At 62.8% G+C, this 16633-nt stretch carries 17 protein-coding genes and 2 tRNA genes; 6 read left to right on the top strand and 13 right to left on the bottom strand.

Features of this window, described 5'->3' with window-relative positions; all coding sequences use genetic code 11:
* Positions 1-12: 12 nt before the first annotated feature.
* Together ACW5XD_RS23490 and ACW5XD_RS23485 are read right to left on the bottom strand one after the other, a co-directional pair.
* Positions 13-89: transfer RNA gene (locus ACW5XD_RS23490), tRNA-Met, on the bottom strand.
* Between the two features lie 102 nt (positions 90-191).
* Positions 192-268, bottom strand: a tRNA-Met gene (locus tag ACW5XD_RS23485).
* Between the two features lie 196 nt (positions 269-464).
* Here ACW5XD_RS23485 and glgX point away from each other — a divergent pair.
* Positions 465-2528 carry a glycogen debranching protein GlgX gene (glgX, locus tag ACW5XD_RS23480; RefSeq protein ID WP_456496963.1) on the top strand — a complete coding sequence of 688 codons (2064 nt, stop codon included), beginning with the start codon at positions 465-467 and terminating at the stop codon, positions 2526-2528.
* A gap of 72 nt (positions 2529-2600) precedes the next feature.
* Here glgX and ACW5XD_RS23475 read toward each other — a convergent pair whose 3' ends face one another.
* From ACW5XD_RS23475 to ACW5XD_RS23460, 4 genes are all read right to left on the bottom strand, one after another.
* Entirely contained in the window at positions 2601-3320 is a 720-nt protein-coding gene (locus ACW5XD_RS23475) for a hypothetical protein (protein WP_456496962.1), read from the bottom strand.
* Between the two features lie 184 nt (positions 3321-3504).
* Entirely contained in the window at positions 3505-5142 is a 1638-nt protein-coding gene (locus tag ACW5XD_RS23470; protein WP_456496961.1) for an ATP-dependent endonuclease, read from the bottom strand.
* Between the two features lie 77 nt (positions 5143-5219).
* Positions 5220-5342: a hypothetical protein gene (locus tag ACW5XD_RS23465; protein WP_456496960.1), complete on the bottom strand. Its 123-nt coding sequence runs from the start codon at positions 5340-5342 to the stop codon at positions 5220-5222.
* A gap of 62 nt (positions 5343-5404) precedes the next feature.
* The gene (locus ACW5XD_RS23460; protein ID WP_378040519.1) at positions 5405-6283 is read right to left on the bottom strand and encodes a helix-turn-helix domain-containing protein; all 879 of its coding nucleotides are present in this window, start codon (positions 6281-6283) and stop codon (positions 5405-5407) included.
* A 165-nt stretch (positions 6284-6448) separates the two neighbouring features.
* On the opposite strand from ACW5XD_RS23460, the gene ACW5XD_RS23455 reads away from it, so the two are divergent.
* Together ACW5XD_RS23455 and ACW5XD_RS23450 are read left to right on the top strand one after the other, a co-directional pair.
* The gene (locus tag ACW5XD_RS23455; RefSeq protein WP_456496959.1) at positions 6449-7366 is read left to right on the top strand and encodes a DMT family transporter; all 918 of its coding nucleotides are present in this window, start codon (positions 6449-6451) and stop codon (positions 7364-7366) included.
* Positions 7367-7426: 60 nt separating this feature from the next.
* Entirely contained in the window at positions 7427-8299 is an 873-nt protein-coding gene (locus tag ACW5XD_RS23450) for a LysR family transcriptional regulator (RefSeq protein WP_456496958.1), read from the top strand.
* 227 nt (positions 8300-8526) lie between these two features.
* On the opposite strand, the gene ACW5XD_RS23445 is transcribed toward ACW5XD_RS23450, so the two are convergent.
* Positions 8527-9306 (bottom strand): TSUP family transporter, encoded by a 780-nt coding sequence (locus ACW5XD_RS23445; protein WP_290018026.1) that lies wholly within the window; start codon positions 9304-9306, stop codon positions 8527-8529.
* A gap of 176 nt (positions 9307-9482) precedes the next feature.
* Positions 9483-10250: a tRNA-uridine aminocarboxypropyltransferase gene (locus tag ACW5XD_RS23440; protein WP_456496957.1), complete on the bottom strand. Its 768-nt coding sequence runs from the start codon at positions 10248-10250 to the stop codon at positions 9483-9485.
* Between the two features lie 166 nt (positions 10251-10416).
* Here ACW5XD_RS23440 and ACW5XD_RS23435 point away from each other — a divergent pair, with 166 nt between their 5' ends.
* Complete coding sequence (locus ACW5XD_RS23435; protein WP_456496956.1) at positions 10417-10830, top strand: VOC family protein; 414 nt, start codon at positions 10417-10419, stop codon at positions 10828-10830.
* Between the two features lie 63 nt (positions 10831-10893).
* Here ACW5XD_RS23435 and ACW5XD_RS23430 read toward each other — a convergent pair whose 3' ends face one another.
* Together ACW5XD_RS23430 and ACW5XD_RS23425 are read right to left on the bottom strand one after the other, a co-directional pair.
* Positions 10894-11883: a D-alanine--D-alanine ligase gene (locus tag ACW5XD_RS23430; RefSeq protein ID WP_456496955.1), complete on the bottom strand. Its 990-nt coding sequence runs from the start codon at positions 11881-11883 to the stop codon at positions 10894-10896.
* 191 nt (positions 11884-12074) lie between these two features.
* A complete protein-coding gene (locus ACW5XD_RS23425) occupies positions 12075-12683 on the bottom strand; it encodes a 2OG-Fe(II) oxygenase (RefSeq protein WP_043557771.1) in 609 nt (202 codons plus the stop codon).
* A gap of 292 nt (positions 12684-12975) precedes the next feature.
* Between ACW5XD_RS23425 and ACW5XD_RS23420 the strand changes: the two genes are divergently transcribed.
* Positions 12976-13452: a glutathione peroxidase gene (locus ACW5XD_RS23420; protein WP_456496954.1), complete on the top strand. Its 477-nt coding sequence runs from the start codon at positions 12976-12978 to the stop codon at positions 13450-13452.
* A gap of 228 nt (positions 13453-13680) precedes the next feature.
* Positions 13681-15084, top strand: a complete 1404-nt coding sequence (locus tag ACW5XD_RS23415) for a DEAD/DEAH box helicase (RefSeq protein WP_290065740.1) — start codon at positions 13681-13683, stop codon at positions 15082-15084.
* Positions 15085-15156: 72 nt separating this feature from the next.
* Here ACW5XD_RS23415 and ACW5XD_RS23410 read toward each other — a convergent pair whose 3' ends face one another.
* From ACW5XD_RS23410 to ACW5XD_RS23400, 3 genes are read right to left on the bottom strand one after another with little or no spacing between them, the layout of a single operon-like run.
* Positions 15157-15606: an acetyltransferase gene (locus ACW5XD_RS23410; protein ID WP_456496953.1), complete on the bottom strand. Its 450-nt coding sequence runs from the start codon at positions 15604-15606 to the stop codon at positions 15157-15159.
* Positions 15596-16105 carry a GNAT family N-acetyltransferase gene (locus ACW5XD_RS23405; protein ID WP_456496952.1) on the bottom strand — a complete coding sequence of 170 codons (510 nt, stop codon included), beginning with the start codon at positions 16103-16105 and terminating at the stop codon, positions 15596-15598. Before ACW5XD_RS23405 ends, ACW5XD_RS23410 begins: the two co-directional genes overlap by 11 nt.
* 29 nt (positions 16106-16134) lie before the next feature.
* Positions 16135-16467, bottom strand: coding sequence for a YnfA family protein (locus ACW5XD_RS23400; RefSeq protein WP_456496951.1), 333 nt, complete (start codon positions 16465-16467; stop codon positions 16135-16137).
* Between the last annotated feature and the right edge of the window lie 166 nt (positions 16468-16633).

The raw sequence follows: 16633 nt of genomic DNA, 5'->3' as shown, positions 1-16633 counted from the left end.
AGCACAAATAGTTGGTTGCGGGGGCCAGATTTGAACTGACGACCTTCGGGTTATGAGCCCGACGAGCTACCGAGCTGCTCCACCCCGCGTCCGAATTGTACTGCCTTTATCACCGCATACTACCGAGCAGAAGTAGCGTGCTGTCTTTACGTTCACCGCTTGGCATCAGCCTCGCCATGAGCACAAATAGTTGGTTGCGGGGGCCAGATTTGAACTGACGACCTTCGGGTTATGAGCCCGACGAGCTACCGAGCTGCTCCACCCCGCGTCTGAGGTCGCCAATAATAGGCGCCAGCGCTCAGATTGCAAGTAAATATCCTAAAAAAACTTCATTCGTAGGTTAAAGCGGCACAATTTGAAGAATTTTGCAACAGGACGCTGTTTTTTCAGACAAGCAGGTTTGGGGCCAGCTTGGCGCACTACACTCAAATGGAGTGTAACTCCTCCTTTTGGGTAGGTTTATCATGCGCATCTCCGCCGGTCATTGCCGTCAATTGGGGGCCACACCCGAGAACGACGGCGTCAATTTTGCCATCTGGGCCCGTCTGGCCAGTCGGGTCGAACTGCTGCTGTTCGCCAGTGCCGACGATACCACTCCGGAGGTGATCCCTTTGTCACCCCGTCTCAACCGCACCGCTTACTACTGGCACATCCACATAGAAGGCCTGCCACTGGGTCAGCGTTATGCCTATCGTATTCAGGGTCCTTGGCGTCCCTACTACGGCACCCGCTTCGATGCGGACAAGGTGCTGCTGGATCCCTATGGTCGCAGCATCGAGCTGGGGCCGACTTACGACCGCTGGGCGGCGGCCCGCCCCGGCAGCAACCTGGCTGTGTGCGCCAAGAACCGGGTGGTGGATACCCTCGACTACGACTGGGAGGGCGACAAGCTACCCGCCCACTCCCTCTCCCGCTCGGTGATCTACGAGCTGCACCTGGGGGGATTTACCAAGTCGCCAAGCTCAGGGGTGGATCCCGCCCTGCGCGGCACTTATCTTGGCCTCATCGAGAAGATCCCCTATCTGCAATCTCTCGGCGTTACGGCCGTCGAGCTGCTGCCGGTGTTCCAGTTCGATCCCCAGGATGCCCCCAAGGGGCTCTCCAACTACTGGGGCTACAGCCCCATGTCGTTCTTCGCCCCTCACGCCCAATATGCCAGCGGCCCTGATCCGCTCACCGAGTTTCGCGACATGGTCAAGGCGCTGCACAAGGCCAACATCGAGGTGATCCTGGACGTGGTCTACAACCACACGGCCGAGGGAGGCGACGATGGCCCCACCTTCTCGTTTCGCGGTATCGACAACGAGGCCTACTACATCCTCGACGCCAATCAGAAGGACACCAACTACTCGGGCTGCGGCAACACCTTCAACGGCGCCCACCCGGTGGTGCTGCGCATGATCATGGACAGCCTCCACTTCTGGCGCCAGGAGATGCACGTGGACGGCTTTCGCTTCGATCTGGCCGCCATACTGTCGCGGGACGAGTCCGGCATGCCCCAGGCCAATGCACCGACCCTGCGCACCATAGACACGGATCCCCGCATCGCCGACATCAAGCTCATTGCCGAGGCCTGGGATGCCGGGGGACTCTATCAGGTGGGCAGCCTGGCCGGTGCGCGCTGGCGTGAATGGAACGGCCAGTTCAGGGACGATGTACGCCACTTCCTGCGCGGGGATGACAACGCCGTCGCCACCTTCGTGGAGCGACTGTGCGGCAGCCCTGACATCTACCACTACCACCACGCCGATCCGGAGAAGAGCATCAACTTCGTCACCTGCCACGACGGCTTCACCCTGTGGGACTGGGCCAGCCATGACCACAAGCACAACGAGGCCAACGGTGAAGAGAACCGGGACGGCTGCGATCACAACTTCAGCTGGAACCATGGCCAGGAGGGGCCGACCGAGGATCTCCAGATCAATGCCCTGCGGGTGCGCCAGGCCAAGAACATGATGGTGGCGACCCTGCTGTCGGTGGGTTCCCCCATGCTGCTGATGGGGGATGAGGTACTGCGTACCCAGCACGGCAACAACAACGGCTACTGCCAAGACAACGAGACCTGCTGGATGAACTGGCAGCCCGGCGTCATGGGGCAGGAGATGTTCCGCTTTATGAAGGAGCTGATCCAGTATCGCAAGCACCTGTTCCAGCGCCCCGAGCAGGAGAGCATGCCGCTGTCGCTGACCGAGATCCTGCGTCACAGCGAGATCTGCTGGCACGGAGTCAATGCAGCCCAGCCGGACTTCAGCCCCCACTCCCACGCCATCGCCATGTCGGCGCTCTCCAGCGAAACCAAGCTGGCGCTCTATGTGCTGTTCAACGCCTACTGGGAGCCGCTCACCTTCAACCTGCCGAGCCCGCCCAAGGGGGTGGGCGGTTACTGGCGCAGGATCCTGGATACCGCCCTGCCCTCACCCCATGACATATGCACCTTCGGCATGCCGCTGGAGGGGCTGACCCGGGAATACCTGGCCCAGCCGCGCAGCAGCTGCCTCTTTATCTGCGGGGCCGACGACTTCTACTAGACCCGGGTTGCAACCAGCAAAAAGCCCCCCTGAACGGCTCAGGGGGGCTTTTTGCATTCATGCGAGGAGCGATCAGACCAGCTGGTGCAGCACGCTGGTCGCCGCTAGCTGGGCAATGATGAGGCCGCACAGGGCGGTGGAGACCACCACGGGCGCCGTCTCCCGCTGTTGATAAATGGGGCTGAACCAGAGCAGCAGGGCCGCAATCAGCAAGATGGCCTGGGTCAGCACACCGGGGATCAGGGCATCCAGCTCAGCGCCACTGCCCTGCCAGCCCACCAGCACCGCCAGCCAGAGCAGGCTCAGAATGGCAGCCACCAGCCCGGCCAAAGGCAGCAGCAGGTTGAAGGCCTGCAGGCGGTGACGCGCCCGCAGCAGCATCAGGTGCGCGAAGGCCGCTCCCAGCAAGGTCATCTGCAGCAGGCCGCTCAACCAGCCCTGAATTTGCAGCAAGCCGACGCCATAGACCAGCAGCGGCATGGCAGGCAACCAGAGCAGGGTGGACGGGATGGCCCGCTTGCCCTCCAGCCGGGACTGGGCCAGCGACAGCACTATCCCCAGGATCAACGCGGCGCCACCGCTCCAGATCAACCAGCTCGCCACCTTGGCCTCCACCGCCAGCATCAGGGAAAGGCCGGTGATCACCCAGATGGAGAAGAGCTGGGCCGTGATCCGCGAGCGCTGGCCCGGGCAGATGTCACCGCGCCACAGCACTATGCCGAGAGCGATGAGCGCCCCCAGCGCCATCAGGCCGGTCAGGGGAAAGAGCCAAAAAGGGAGTTGGACGAACATGACGCCTCCAGCAGCAAGGATTTGGGATGCGCCTGTGGGGCGCCAGAGAAGGGGGCGAGTATACCCAAACCCACGTCCATCCCCAATCCCTGCTACCGCCGGCGAGGAAATTGGTGGCCAGCGCCCTGCCTGTCGGGCAACAGAGTGATTTGAGACTTCATATGCCAGGGCGCAGACGAGCGGATCAGCCCTGACCGCGCGCCAGCGCCACCACCTTGGCAAACATCTGGCGGATCACCGGCGGGATATGCTCGCCGCCGAGGCGCTCCGCTTCTTCAACCACCGCCAGCGCCATGCCCGGCTTGCTGCGGTGGTGAATGGCCTTGTTGATGATGCGCCCGGCATTGAGGGTCGAGCGGCCGCCGACGCCGGCCTCGCGCCTGAACACCGCCTCGAAACCGTTGTGATAGAGGTAGTGCTCTATGTCCGCCGCCGGCAGTTGGGTCAGCCGATCCCGCTCCCGCTCTCCCTTGAGCAGCGCACGGGCCGAGGTGGCGTATTTGAGCCCCGCCTCGTCGCCATCGGTGAGCAGATGCCACTCTATGCCAAAGTCGCGCGCCACCTTGATGAGGGGCGACTGGCCGCACTGGGCGAACTCTATGATGCGCACCCCTTCCGCCCGCAGGCTGTAACCGCAGATCTGGGCCAGCTCGGAGAGCAGCCAGATCTCTGTCTCCCCCTCCACCAGCAACCAGCAGCGGGCAAACATCGACATGGGGCGGTTGATGCGTACGTGGAAAGCAATCTTGCGCAGATCATCGCTGCTGTAACGCTCGCCACCGAGCTGATGGCAGACGATGTCCTGCTGGCGGCGCACCAGACGGCGCACCTGATTCAGGGGCAGGGAGGAGAGCAAGTCTCCCGAGTTGGTGGTGAGCAATTTCTGGCCAGGCAATTGTTCGAGCAGGCCCCAGGCCAGAGCCAGCATGGTGGGGTGCAGGCGACTCTCGGGATCTTCCAGGATCATGATGGGGCGCGCGCCCTGCTCCAGCTCGCGATTGCCACGGGCGTTGAGCAGAGTGGCCGCCATGCCCGCCATCGCCAGCTGCAGCGCCCGGTTGTCGGCATTGCGCAGCAGCGCCTGCAGATTGCCGGGGTTGCGCAGTGTCATGGGGCGGTTGACTATGTCCCGCTGGCTGCGGGGCTTGTTCTTGATGGGGGCCAGGGCATTGAAGTAGTGATCCATCAGCTGGCGCACCGCCTGCAATGCCTCTTTGAGCTCGGGCTCGCCGATGCGCTGGGGCTCGTCGATCAGCTTGTTGGCCAGCTGACTCAGCCGGTTCTGCGACAGATCGCTCCACTTCAGCACCTCCACCCCGCTGCGGGCGGTGCGGGCATCCCGCAGCCGGAATACCGGGTTCATGGTGATCAGCAGGCAGACCAGTTCATGGGCATTGTCGATGGGCAGGCTCTTGCCGATGCCGTCGAGAAAGTCATGGGTGGTGGTCACGGAGCCGTCGGCCTCCAGCTCGGCGCTGGCGCGATAGTGGATACGGTGGAATTTGTCTTTGTGCTTGACCCAGGAGGCACCCAGCCGGGCCAGACGATGGGAGTGCAGGCACATCTGGGGTCTGTGCTCACTGAAGGTGAGCACCAGTTGCAAGTTGCGGGCGGGGGCGAGTTCGGGGTCTTCCGGCTGGTGAAAATCGTCGGCCTCGAACTGATAGGGTTCGGCATCCTGCCCCAGCAGGCACCAGAGGGCGCGCAGCAGACTGGACTTGCCCCAGGCGTTCTCACCGATGAGAACCGTGGTGTTATCCAGCCCGAGCGAGAGGCGATTTATCCCGCGAAAACCTTTGACTTCAATGCGTTCCAGAAACATGCGGCCATATCCAGTCCATCCTGATGGCGCAATAGTGGCAAAGTTGCCGGAAAAATCCTATCGGGTCGTGTCGATTTTCAGCGGGAACTGTGAGGCACTACGGGTTCGGGAGGGGTGGGAATACAGGTGCGATCTTGGGGGGCATTCCAGTGGCTGAACCACAGGTGGCGGGTACGGGTCTGACGTTTGCGATAATTCAATGGGCATTCCTTTCAATGGGTAAGTGGTAGATGGTACACCTGTTTTACCCAGAGTCTCAGCGTTATCTGTGACGATAGGATGACAATTGCGCGCGCCACTGGCCCGGCGTGAGGCCAAATGCCTCGCGAAAACGGTTGCCAAAGTGGGCCTGGGAAGAGAAGCCGCACAAGATGGCGATGCTGGCTAGGGGCTCGGGGCCTGCCAGCAGCTGCTTGGCCCGTTTGAGGCGCAGCCCCTGCAGGTAGCGATGGGGCGGACACCCCAGACTCTGGCCGAACATGCGGGCGAAGTGGTATTCGCTCAGACCCGCCTCCTGTGCCAGCTGGGCCAGGGTGACGGGCTCGGCCAGATGGGCCAGCAGGTACTCCTGCACCCGCCGGATCACCCCGGGTGCCAGGCCGCCACGCACCTCGGGCAGACTCGGCGCCTCCCGGGTGTGGTGGCGGTAGGCGTGCAGCATCAGCATCCAGGCACCGTGGGAGAGCGCCATGCGATCGACACCGTGCTGCCACTCCAGCTTCATCAGCTGGGCCTGCACCAGTGCCGCCGCCTGCGGGTCGTCGATGAAGGTCTTGTCTTCCAGCAGCAGATGGCGCCCCTCCTTGTCGCAGGCCTGCTCGGCGATGCGGGTGAGGTGGGCCGGGGTGAAGTAGAGGTGGAAGAAGCGAAACTCTTCGCGCACCAGCCACTCGGATCTGTGGTGGTCCGGCATGATGCACACCTTGCCGGTGCCGCCATGACCGCCGGGGCCATCGAGGCGCTCGGTCTGCTCGCCCCCCTGTAGATAGACGCTCAGGGTGTGGTGGCCCGGCTTGTGGTAGCGGGTCTGATCGTAGCGGTTGCGCCAGCTGGCCACCCCAAGGCCGGGCTCCAGCCAGCAGGAGTCTTCCAGCCGCGCCCCCGTGCTGACCAGTGCATCGAATACCCCTGCCCCTCTCATCTGCTGCACCCTTTATGCCCCGCCCTTCATGCCTGATGGCCATCTTACCGCGCCGCTGGACCAAACGCTGCGACCCTGCGGAAAAAACCGCAAGATGGTGCAAGCCAGTCGCTCCGGCCCGCGCCATGCTGATCCTCATGCCCTCTTCACGTCAACGGATCCCTCATGAACCTACTGCTCTACCTTGCCACCGTCCTTATCTGGGGCAGCACCTGGATCGCCATCGCCTGGCAGCTCGGCCCCATTCCCATCGAGGTGTCCGTGCTCTATCGCTTCCTGCTGGCGGCGCTGGCGCTGTTTGCCCTGCTCACCGTCAGCGGCCGCTTCCCGCGTCTGCCCTGGGCGGGCCAGCGCTACGCGGCCCTGCTCGGCGCCCTGCTCTTTTCCACCAACTTCCTCTGCTTCTATCACGCCACCCTCTATATTCCGAGTGGCCTGTCGGCGGTGATCTTCGCCAGTGCCAGCATCTTCAACGGTCTCAATCTCTGGCTGTTCGAGGGCAAACGCCCCAACCTGCGCTGGCTGCAAGGATCCTTGCTGGGGCTGCTTGGCACCCTGCTGCTGTTCTGGCCCGTGCTGGCGGATGCGCAACTGGGTGCAAACGGCTGGAAGGGGCTGCTGCTGGCCTGTGGCGGCACCCTCTGCTTCTCGCTCGGCAATCTGGTCTCTGCCCGTGGCCAGCGCCACGGCTACCACGTGCTGCAACTGGTGCCCTGGGGCATGGCGTACGGGGTTGTGCTGTTGCTGGGCTGGGTTACCCTGCTCGGCCAGCCCCTCACCATACCGACCGACGGTCACTATCTGGCAGCCATGCTCTATCTCGCCCTGTTCGGCTCTGTCATCGCCTTCACCGCCTACCTCACGCTGGTGGGCCGGATTGGTGCCAGCAAGGCCTCCTACGCCACTGTGCTGTTTCCCCTGGTGGCCCTCAGCCTCTCCACCCTGTATGAGGGATTCGTCTGGCAGACTGTCTCTGTGGTGGGAGTGGTGATCAGCCTGCTCGGCAACCTGGTGATCTTCGCCCCGCCCGTGCGGGAGTGGCGCTGGCGGCCAGCCAAGGCAGCGAACGACACTTGCTCCTGAGGCCGTCAGCCCCTAAGGTAGCGCCATTCGATCTGCGTGATGGCAACACTAGGGGGCAGGATGTTACTGGAAGGGCTGGAGACACTCAGTCTGCTGGCAAGCGAGGGCACCATGGCCAAGGTGGCCAGTCGCCTCTACATCAGCCAGTCGGCAGTGAGCAAGCGCATTGCCCAACTGGAGCAGCGCCTCGGCAAGAAGTTGATAGAGCCGGATGGCCGCCAGATCCGGCTCACCCCGCAGGCGCAGGAGCTGCTCGACCGGGTGGCCCCGAGTCTCGCCGAGATGAAGGGGGTGCTGGCCGACAGCCAGACCCTCACCGATCTGACTCCCCTGCCCGTCGCCTGCTCCGAAACCCTGCTGGCGGGCTACCTCGCCCGCTTCATGCACGACTACCTCGGCCGCGATCCTCATATTGCCCTCTCCACCCATCACACCCCGGTGATCCTGGCGCGGGTGCGCAGTGGCGACGCCCTGCTCGGCATCTGTGCCGGACGCCTGCCTCCCGGCCATGGCCTGGGAGCCGAGCTGTTGCTGGAGGAGCCCTTCTATCTGGTGGGAAACGATCAGGATGAGGGGGTGCCGGCAGATCAGCGGCCGTTCGAGCAGAAGCACAGGCGCAAGATCCTGACCATGGATCTGGATAACCCCTCCAACCGCTACCTGCGTGAACCCCTGGCGCAATTGGGCATGGTGCCCGCCATGGAGCTGGACTCCTATCTGGCATTGATCGAACTGGCCAAGGCGGGCATAGGGCCGGTGCTGCTGCCGGCCGGCCTGCTGGCGCTGGTGGGGGAACAGGGAGAGAAGGCGCGTCCCTTGCCCGGGCTCGCCCGCCCGCTGCACCTGGTCTACCGGCCAAACAGCCTCAAGCGCGCACGGATTGCCCATCTGGTGCAGGCCCTGCAGGCCCATTTCCGCCCGCTGACCGTGTGAGCGCCACAAAGCAACAGGGCCCGATCCAGCGGATCGGGCCCTGTTGGCTGACTCATGCCACGAAGCGGCCGTTACACCAGCCAGGCAAACAGCTCGGGATGCTGGCTCCAGGCCAGAATGCTGCAACAGACATCAGCAGGTGACATCACCTAGCCGACCCAGGCAAACAGCTCGGGATACTGGCTCCAGGCCAGAATGCTGCAACAGACATCAGCAGGTGACATCACCTAGCCGACCCAGGCAAACAGCTCGGGATACTGGCTCCACACCAGCTTGGCCGACATCAGCAGGGAGACGGTCACCAGCAGCGGCTTGATGAGCTTGACCCCTTTCTTCAACACCAGCTTGGAGCCGGCACGGGCGCCGATAAACTGGCCCAGCGCCATGCAGAAGCCGACGCTCCACACCACCTTGCCACCAAGGGCGAAGAACAGCAGGGAGGCGATGTTGGAGGTCAAGTTGAGCAACTTGGTGTGGGCCGTGGCCCGCGCCATGCCAAAGCCCGCCAGCGCCACGAAGCCGATGGCAAAGAACGACCCCGTACCCGGCCCGAAGAAGCCGTCATAAAAACCCACCCCGCCGCCCACCAGCAAGGCAAACAGCATGGGAGTGAGGCGGCGCTGGCTCTCGGCATCGCTCACCCTGGGGGAGAAGAAGAAGTAGCAGGCAAACGCCATCAGCAGGAAGGGCAGCAGCCGCTCCAGGATGGCGGCGTCTATGGTCTGCACCGCCAGGGTGCCGATGGCTGCGCCGATGAAGGTGCAGATCACCGCGGGCCAGATCATGGCCCACTCCAGCAGCCCCTTGCGGGCATAGAACCAGGTGGCGGAGAAGGAGCCGAAACTGCTCTGCAGCTTGTTGGTGCCGAGCACCAGGGCTGGCGGCATGCCGGTAGCCAGCAGGGCTGGCACCGTCAGGAGGCCGCCGCCGCCGGCGATGGCGTCGATAAAGCCGGCGATGAGCGCCACCCCGAACAGGGCGACAAGCGTGTACAGTTCCAATTCCATCCATAGACCTCGTGTGATTGTGGTGCCCGCCGCACCCGCGCCGGAAACCTGAATGAGTCAAGCTGGTCGCTATCCTAGCGGTCTCTCGCTCATGAGGCTAACGAAACGATGGCAGCCAATTGATTCCTGATTTTCATCAGTCTTGTTGGTCTCTTCTCGTCAGTCCCTTTCCCCCATTAGACGGCGCTATCGGCCAACGCCTCAGCGAGTATGTCTTCCTTTATCGCCGCCAGCGCATGTTGCAGTTGCACTTCATCCTCACCGGGCGCCCGGCTTACGCGACCGGCCATATAACGGCGGCTGAACAGATTGAACCAGAGCTGCAACGCCTGGCCTGCCTGCAGCTCCCCCGCCACCTCCAGCACGCAGGCCGCCACTTCGGCGGTGCAGAGGTGCTCGTCGCAGTTGGCGACCCGCATGCCATAGGTGGAGAGCGCATCCGGCTTGACCACCAGCACGGGGAAGCCATCCAGATAGGGGCTCATGTTGAACATCTTGCGCGCCTCGGGCCAGGTGCCATCCAGCAGGATGAAGAGTGGCTTCTTGCCGGGGGCGAGCGTGACCCGTTCGGTCACCCGCGCCGGGTTTTTCTCGCAGGCGGGAAACACCACATAGGGCTGCCAGACGGGATCGGCCAGCAGTGCCAACAACTCGGGATGGGGCTGGGTGCGCTGCCAGAGGAAGGCCCAGGTCGTCTGGGGCAGGACGTCGGCGATGAGACGTCCGGTATTGGAGGGCTTCATCGGCTCGCTGTCGTACATCAAGAGGCAGAAGCCGGCCTCGGCCTTGAGCTCGGGGCGCCATTCGCAGGCGCACCAGTCGCGGCGCAGCTGACACGCCTCGCAACGTGGCACTGTGCCACCACGGGCGAGAAAAGGTCGGGTGGAGATGCTCTTGCGCCATACGCGCAAGCGATTGACGGCGTGATCAGGGATTGGCTTCATGGGGCGCGGCTCTGGCGGTGCACGTTGCGAGAAAAAATGGGGGCAGATTGTAACGAGCCGTCCGCCGCGCAGCAAGGCCCCCCATCCGGGGCAAGCCGGGGCACCACGCCTCTCTATACTTGGTCGTCAACCCATGCACCCACGCATGGGACACAGGAGGATAACGATGGCAGAACAAGACATGGCCCGCGAGCACGCCCTGGCCGAAGGCACTACCTTCACCTGGCACGAGCTCTATCTCCCCGACGCCGAGGCCGGGATCCGTTTCTACACTGAGGTGCTCGGCTGGGAGAGCCAGACCATGGCGATGGAAGGCGGCAACTACCCCATGCTGGTCGCCAATGGCAGGCCAATTGCCGGGGTACAGGCCACCCGGGACAATCCAGAGATGGCCGGCGTACCGCCCCACTGGGCGACCTATATCGCAGTGGATGACGTGGATGCCAGGGTGGGCCGGGTCAATCAACACGGCGGCACTGTGGTGGTGCCTGCCATGAATATCCCGGGAGTCGGGCGCATGGCCCTGATTGCAGATCCACAAGGGGCGCATATCTGGCTGTTCACTCCCGATCCCATGTGACATCGCCGACCGCAATAACGACAGAGGGGCCCGTGGGCCCCTCTGTCATGTTCAGCAAGTCCCTCAGGCGGGTTTGCGCAGGATCCGCTCAAGGTAGTGGGCGAAGCTGTGACCGTGATGCTCCAGCAGTTTCGGGAACATGGAGATGGAGGTCATGCCGGGGAAGGTATTGATTTCGTTCAGCAGGATCTCGCCCTCTTCGGTCAGGAAGAAGTCGATGCGCGACAGGTGAGTCAGTTTCAGCTGACGGAATGCCTTGAGGGCATACTCGTGGATCGCATCGGCCTGCGCCTGGGTCAGGCCTTCGGCCTTGAGGCTGGTCGCCGTGTGGCTGGCGCTGCTGTACTTCTCTTCATAGGTGTAGAACTTGTCCTGCGGCACGCAGATCTCGCCAGGATAGGTGGCAATCAGCTCGTCACCGTACTGGTAGACAGCCACTTCCAGCTCGCGGGGCTTGACCGCTTTTTCGATCAACACCTGCTCTGAGTAACCGAAGGCATCCTTGATGCCCTGCAACAGGTCGGCTTCGTTGCTGGCGGAGTAGCAGCCCACGGAGGAGCCCTGGGAGGCGGCCTTGATGAAGACCTTGCCCCACTTGGCCAGGGCGGCTTTTGCCTCGGTCAGGGCGGCATCGTTCTGTTCGGTCAGGAACAGATACGGGGTGTTGGGAATGCCGATGGCGGAGAGCCACAGCTTGGTGCTGATCTTGTTGAAGCAAATCTTGCTCGCCTCGGCATCGCAGCCGAGATAAGGCAGGCCCGCCAGCTCGAGGAAAGATTGCAGATCGCCGGTCTCACCCGGGTAGCCGTGGATGCAGGGCACCACGTAGTCCACCGGACGGGCCACGCTGTCAAACGAGAGCAGCTTGTCCAGTCCCAGCTTGCACTCGCGGCCGTCGGCAGAGAGCCAGCGGTCGGCAAACATCTCGACCCGGGTCACTTCGACGCCGGGCAGGAAACCGAGTTGTTGCTCGAGGAAATTGGCGCTGCGCAGAGAGACTTCGTGTTCTGAGCCACCGCCGCCGCACAGCAGCAAGACATGCATGTTCTTCATTAGATGTGATCCCTTGGGAAAAGCGGCCTCGTCATGACCATCTGATAATCCAACCGTACTGAAAAACCGGACGAAGCCAAGTGCGGGCCAGTGTAGCAAGGGAAATCAAGCCTTGTCAGCCGATGGGAGCCCCATCCGCCGACAACAGCCTGAAAAATTCCTGCCTGTGTCAAAAACTGGACGAAAAGGCGTCAGCGGGGCGGATCCAGGCGTCCCACGCCGTTGCCATTGACCCGAAACCAGCCGGCGATGCTGTAACGCTCCCGATTGGCGGGCAGCACCTCGTGGGGAAACTCCTCCGACAGGAACAGTACCAACCGTCCCCCCTTGGGAGAGACATCCATCAGCAACTGCTCGTCGTTGTCGTAGACCCTGAGCACACCGCCCGCCCCCGGTTGCCAGTCGTTGTTGAGATAGAAGACCGAGGTGAGGCGGCGGTTGGAGCGACCGGCGAAGGCATCGCGGTGGGTGGCATAAAAATCCCCGCTGCGATAGCGGGCAAAATGCGCCTCGTAATCGAACAGCCCCAGCATCAGCAGGCGGTTGGCGGCGAGGCGCAGGGATTCCATGCGGGCCAGATAGGCTGCCACAGGCGCGCCAAGATCGGGTTCCAGCCAGTGGATCTGATCACGGCGAATATCGGGGTTGCCCTGATGCAGCGCGGCACGTCCGATCCCGGCCGGTTGCCACTCCCCTGGCAGGCAGGCTTTCAGCTCATCCACCTCGGCGGCGGTTAAAAAATCATCCACTATCACCCATCCCCGGGTGTAAATGGCATCCATGACGGCTTGATAGTCCAAGAGTGACTCACAATAAGTGGAGAGAGGGCGCTTTTTAGCGACTTCCCGGCCTGGGCACAAACCAGATTGCTTCTCCTGAGAAGTCCCACCATCAATACGCTATCCTGCCGCAGAAGGCGCCCTTTATCGTACCGGCCTGCTCATGCTGTGATCCGGCGCCATAAAAGGATGAGGACATACCGCGTGCGAGCCATGGCGCAAACGGGGCACATGCCACTTGCCCCCGACGCCCGGGCCCGTTAACGTGCATGACAACCGCCCTGAATGGGCCCCATCCTCCCAGGAGTGCACCATGTCTTTGCCCGACCTCACCCTGCAACACCTAGATGGTTCCGAACTCCCGCTCACCGCCCTGCAAGGCCAGGTCATCCTGGTGGTCAACGTGGCCAGCCGCTGCGGTTTTACCCCCCAATACACGGGGCTGGAAGCGCTCTACCAGCAGCTGGGACCCAAAGGGCTGGTGATCCTCGGCTTTCCCTGCGATCAATTCGGCCATCAGGAGCCGGGGGATGCGGACGAGATAGCCCGCTTCTGCTCGCTGGATTACCCGGTGAGCTTCCCCATCATGGCCAAGTGCGAGGTCAACGGCGAGTACGCCCACCCCTTCTATCGCTGGTTGAAACAGCAAAAACCCGGGCTGCTGGGGCTGGAAAACGTCAAATGGAACTTCACCAAGTTCCTCATCAACCGCGACGGCGAGGTGGTGGCGCGCTTCGCGCCCCAGACCAAGCCAGAGAGCCTGCTGGACGAGATAAGCGCCCTGCTCTGAGCCTCGCCAGCAGACTGATCCGGGCCCAGACTCGCACCGCGGCCCGGGCAAGTGACACGGCTGCTGCGTGCAAGTCGCACATCTGCTATATTACGCCCCCATTATCTTTTCTATGTTGTGGCTGGCTGCCAAGGTGGCCCGCCGCACCTTATGTTGTGACAGAGCAGGCGTCAGCGCATGTCTGTCACGCGTTGAGCCCAAGGCTCACCTCAGGAGTCTCTCTCGAACATGTCATTTAACGAACTGGGTCTGTCACCGCACATTCTGCGGGCCGTCAAGGAATTGGGTTACGAACAGCCAACCCCCATCCAGCAGCAAGCCATTCCGGCCGTGCTGGCAGGTCAGGATGTGCTGGGCGGCGCCCAGACAGGCACAGGCAAAACGGCCGGTTTCACCCTGCCCATGTTGCACCGTCTGCTGGCCAACCATGGCCGTGGTGGCCGTCGTCAGGTACGCGCCCTGGTGCTGACCCCGACTCGTGAACTGGCCGCCCAGGTGGGCGAAAGCATCATCAAATACGCCCATCACCTGCCGTTTCGCACCCTGATCGCCTACGGCGGCGTCAGCATCAAGCCCAACCTGGACGCCATCAAGCTCGGCGTCGACATCCTGGTCGCGACCCCGGGCCGGCTGCTGGATCTGCTGACCCAGCGCGCCCTCACCCTGACCGAGCTGGAAGTGCTGGTGCTCGATGAGGCGGATCGCATGCTCGACATGGGCTTCATCACCGACATTCGCCGCATCATGAAGGCGCTACCGGAAGAGCGGCAGACGCTGCTGTTCTCCGCCACCTTCTCCAACGAGATCAAGGAGCTGGCCGACGATCTGCTAAAGAGCCCGACCCTGATTGAGGTGAGCCCGAGCAACAGCACGGCCGAGCAGGTCAATCAACGCATCATCAAGGTCGACCGCGAGCGCAAGCGCGAGCTGCTCTCCCACATGATCGGCCGCAATAACTGGCAACGGGTGCTGGTGTTCGTACGCACCAAGCAGATCGCCGACCGCCTCGCCCAGCAGATGGAAAAAGACGGCCTCAATACCGTCGCCATCCACGGTGACAAGAGCCAGGGTGCCCGCAACCGGGCGCTGGCAGATTTTCGGGAAGGCAAGGTACGGGTGCTGGTCGCCACCGACATCGCCGCCCGTGGTCTCGATATCGATCAGCTGCCCCATGTGATCAACTTCGAGCTGCCCCAGGTGGCCGAGGATTATATCCACCGTATCGGCCGTACCGGCCGTGCCGGTCGTGGCGGCGAAGCCATCTCCCTGGTGAGCCAGGATGAACAGGATCAGCTCAAGGCCATCGAGTCCCTGATCGGCCTCAGCATACCGAGCGAGATCCTGGCCGGCTACGAGCCGAGCGGCAAACCGACTCGCCAGACCCTGCCGGGCAGCAAGCCGGTACAAAACCCGCCGCGGGATCGTGGCCATGCCAACGCCAAGCACAATGCCAAGGCGCCCGCCAAGGGCAAAGGCAAGCCGGGAGCCGGCAAGCCCAAAGCCGATGGCAGCAAGCAACCGGCGCCGGCGCGCCAGAAGGATCGCGGTGGCGTGGACGCAGGGCTCACCCCGATGCGCCGCCTGCCCCGGGCCCAGCGCGACAGCTATCAGGACAACTCCAACGAGGAGTAAGGCCGGCCATGAGCTGCCCGTACTGAAAAACAAAAAACCGCTGAAAGGCGGTTTTTTTATTGGCGGAATAGATCACTCCTTTTCGACACCCGCCAGCACCATATGCAGCAGTGGATAGGGTTTGCCCTGACCATCCAGTGGCGAGCGCCCCGTCACGACAAACCCCATGCGCTGGTAGAAACCAAGCGCCTGCGCATTCTGCTCGTTGACGTCCACCCGGGCCGCTCCTTGGCGGCTGATGGCGTGGGCCACCAGCTGGCGGCCAACACCGCAGCCTCTCGTCTCGGGTGCGATAAACAGCATCTCGATATTGCCATCGTGTACCCCGTAAAAGCCGACGATGCCAGCGGCCTCATCCCTGCCAAAGACCAGATCGACGGCGGCAAAATAGTGCTCCAGGATCAGCGGCTTGAGGGCATCTATCTCCGCCTCTGGCAGAAAGTGGTGAGTGGCACGCACCGAGGCTTCCCAGAGGGCGATCAGAGCCGGATGATCCCGCGTCTTTGCCTGTTCAATCTTCATGCTCTGACTCTTGTTGGGTGGGACAGATAGCCTCATCGGAAAGGCTCTGCCGATCCCGGACATCCGCTTGCTTGATGACGAATCCCTTCTCGATGCCGGCCTTGAAACCCAGCTTTTCATACAGGCGGTGGGCTGCCTCGCGCCCTTCCCCCGACAACAGCATCACCTTGTAGCAATCCTGCTGCCAGGCGAGGGCCAGCGCCTGCTCGAGCACTTGCTGGCTCAGCCCCTGACGTCGAAAGCGGGCCGCCGTGATCACGTGCTCTATGATGCCAAAGGGCCGACCACCGTTGGTGAGCGTGGGGATCACCCCCAGCTGGCAGGTGGCGGCAAGCTGACCCTCCACCTCGGCAACGATAAGCCGCACATGGGATTGGGCCAGCAAGGCGGCAAGAGCCGCCTCGGCTTCAACCAGCGGTGGATCATGGGGCCTCAGCTCCCGATACAGACTCAACAAACCCGCCAGATCCTGCCCGGTACCCACTCTGATCACTGCCATGATCTCTCCTTGCCGACATCTGCCCGGCGTCAGGCGTGACGCGGTGCAAACATGATGATGGCCATACCGACCAGGGCCACCAGCGACCCCACCAGATCCCACAGCGTGGGCCTGATGCCATCCACCAACCAGAGCCAGAGGATGGCCACGAAGATGTAGACGCCACCATAGGCGGCATAGACGCGGCCAGCGGCGGTCGGATGCAGTGACAGCAGCCAGGCAAACAGCACCAGACTCAAGCCTGCGGGCAGCAGCAGCCAGACACTCCGACCCTGTGTCAGCCAGAGATAGGGCAGATAACAGCCGACGATTTCGGCCACCGCCGTGATCAGAAACAGCCCGATCGTTTTGAGTTCCACCATGATGCGCCTCTACCGATCCCGTTAAACAGGCTGAATGTTAGAGTAAATCATCGTGTTATGTAAGCGCAGCAGGAGGGAGTTGAATGGCGGGAGGACGAGGCTTGCCCCCCCCGGGGGGGGGGGGCCGCCGGGGGCGCACCGGGGGGTGGGCGCCCGCCACACGGCG

It is taken from the genome of Aeromonas enterica (genome assembly GCF_054052465.1).
Note: the sequence above shows the minus strand (reverse complement) of the source record. Positions and strands in the feature narration are given on the sequence as shown.

Excerpts from the sequence above, each read along its gene's own strand:
- glgX (WP_456496963.1), top strand. The coding sequence starts at position 465 with ATGCGCATCTCCGCCGGTCATTGCCGTCAATTGGGGGCCACACCCGAG.
- ACW5XD_RS23475 (WP_456496962.1), bottom strand. The coding sequence starts at position 3,320 with ATGTTCGTCCAACTCCCTTTTTGGCTCTTTCCCCTGACCGGCCTGATG.
- ACW5XD_RS23470 (WP_456496961.1), bottom strand. The coding sequence starts at position 5,142 with ATGTTTCTGGAACGCATTGAAGTCAAAGGTTTTCGCGGGATAAATCGC.
- ACW5XD_RS23460 (WP_378040519.1), bottom strand. The coding sequence starts at position 6,283 with ATGAGAGGGGCAGGGGTATTCGATGCACTGGTCAGCACGGGGGCGCGG.
- ACW5XD_RS23455 (WP_456496959.1), top strand. The coding sequence starts at position 6,449 with ATGAACCTACTGCTCTACCTTGCCACCGTCCTTATCTGGGGCAGCACC.
- ACW5XD_RS23450 (WP_456496958.1), top strand. The coding sequence starts at position 7,427 with ATGTTACTGGAAGGGCTGGAGACACTCAGTCTGCTGGCAAGCGAGGGC.
- ACW5XD_RS23445 (WP_290018026.1), bottom strand. The coding sequence starts at position 9,306 with ATGGAATTGGAACTGTACACGCTTGTCGCCCTGTTCGGGGTGGCGCTC.
- ACW5XD_RS23440 (WP_456496957.1), bottom strand. The coding sequence starts at position 10,250 with ATGAAGCCAATCCCTGATCACGCCGTCAATCGCTTGCGCGTATGGCGC.
- ACW5XD_RS23435 (WP_456496956.1), top strand. The coding sequence starts at position 10,417 with ATGGCAGAACAAGACATGGCCCGCGAGCACGCCCTGGCCGAAGGCACT.
- ACW5XD_RS23430 (WP_456496955.1), bottom strand. The coding sequence starts at position 11,883 with ATGAAGAACATGCATGTCTTGCTGCTGTGCGGCGGCGGTGGCTCAGAA.
- ACW5XD_RS23420 (WP_456496954.1), top strand. The coding sequence starts at position 12,976 with ATGTCTTTGCCCGACCTCACCCTGCAACACCTAGATGGTTCCGAACTC.
- ACW5XD_RS23415 (WP_290065740.1), top strand. The coding sequence starts at position 13,681 with ATGTCATTTAACGAACTGGGTCTGTCACCGCACATTCTGCGGGCCGTC.
- ACW5XD_RS23410 (WP_456496953.1), bottom strand. The coding sequence starts at position 15,606 with ATGAAGATTGAACAGGCAAAGACGCGGGATCATCCGGCTCTGATCGCC.
- ACW5XD_RS23405 (WP_456496952.1), bottom strand. The coding sequence starts at position 16,105 with ATGGCAGTGATCAGAGTGGGTACCGGGCAGGATCTGGCGGGTTTGTTG.
- ACW5XD_RS23400 (WP_456496951.1), bottom strand. The coding sequence starts at position 16,467 with ATGGTGGAACTCAAAACGATCGGGCTGTTTCTGATCACGGCGGTGGCC.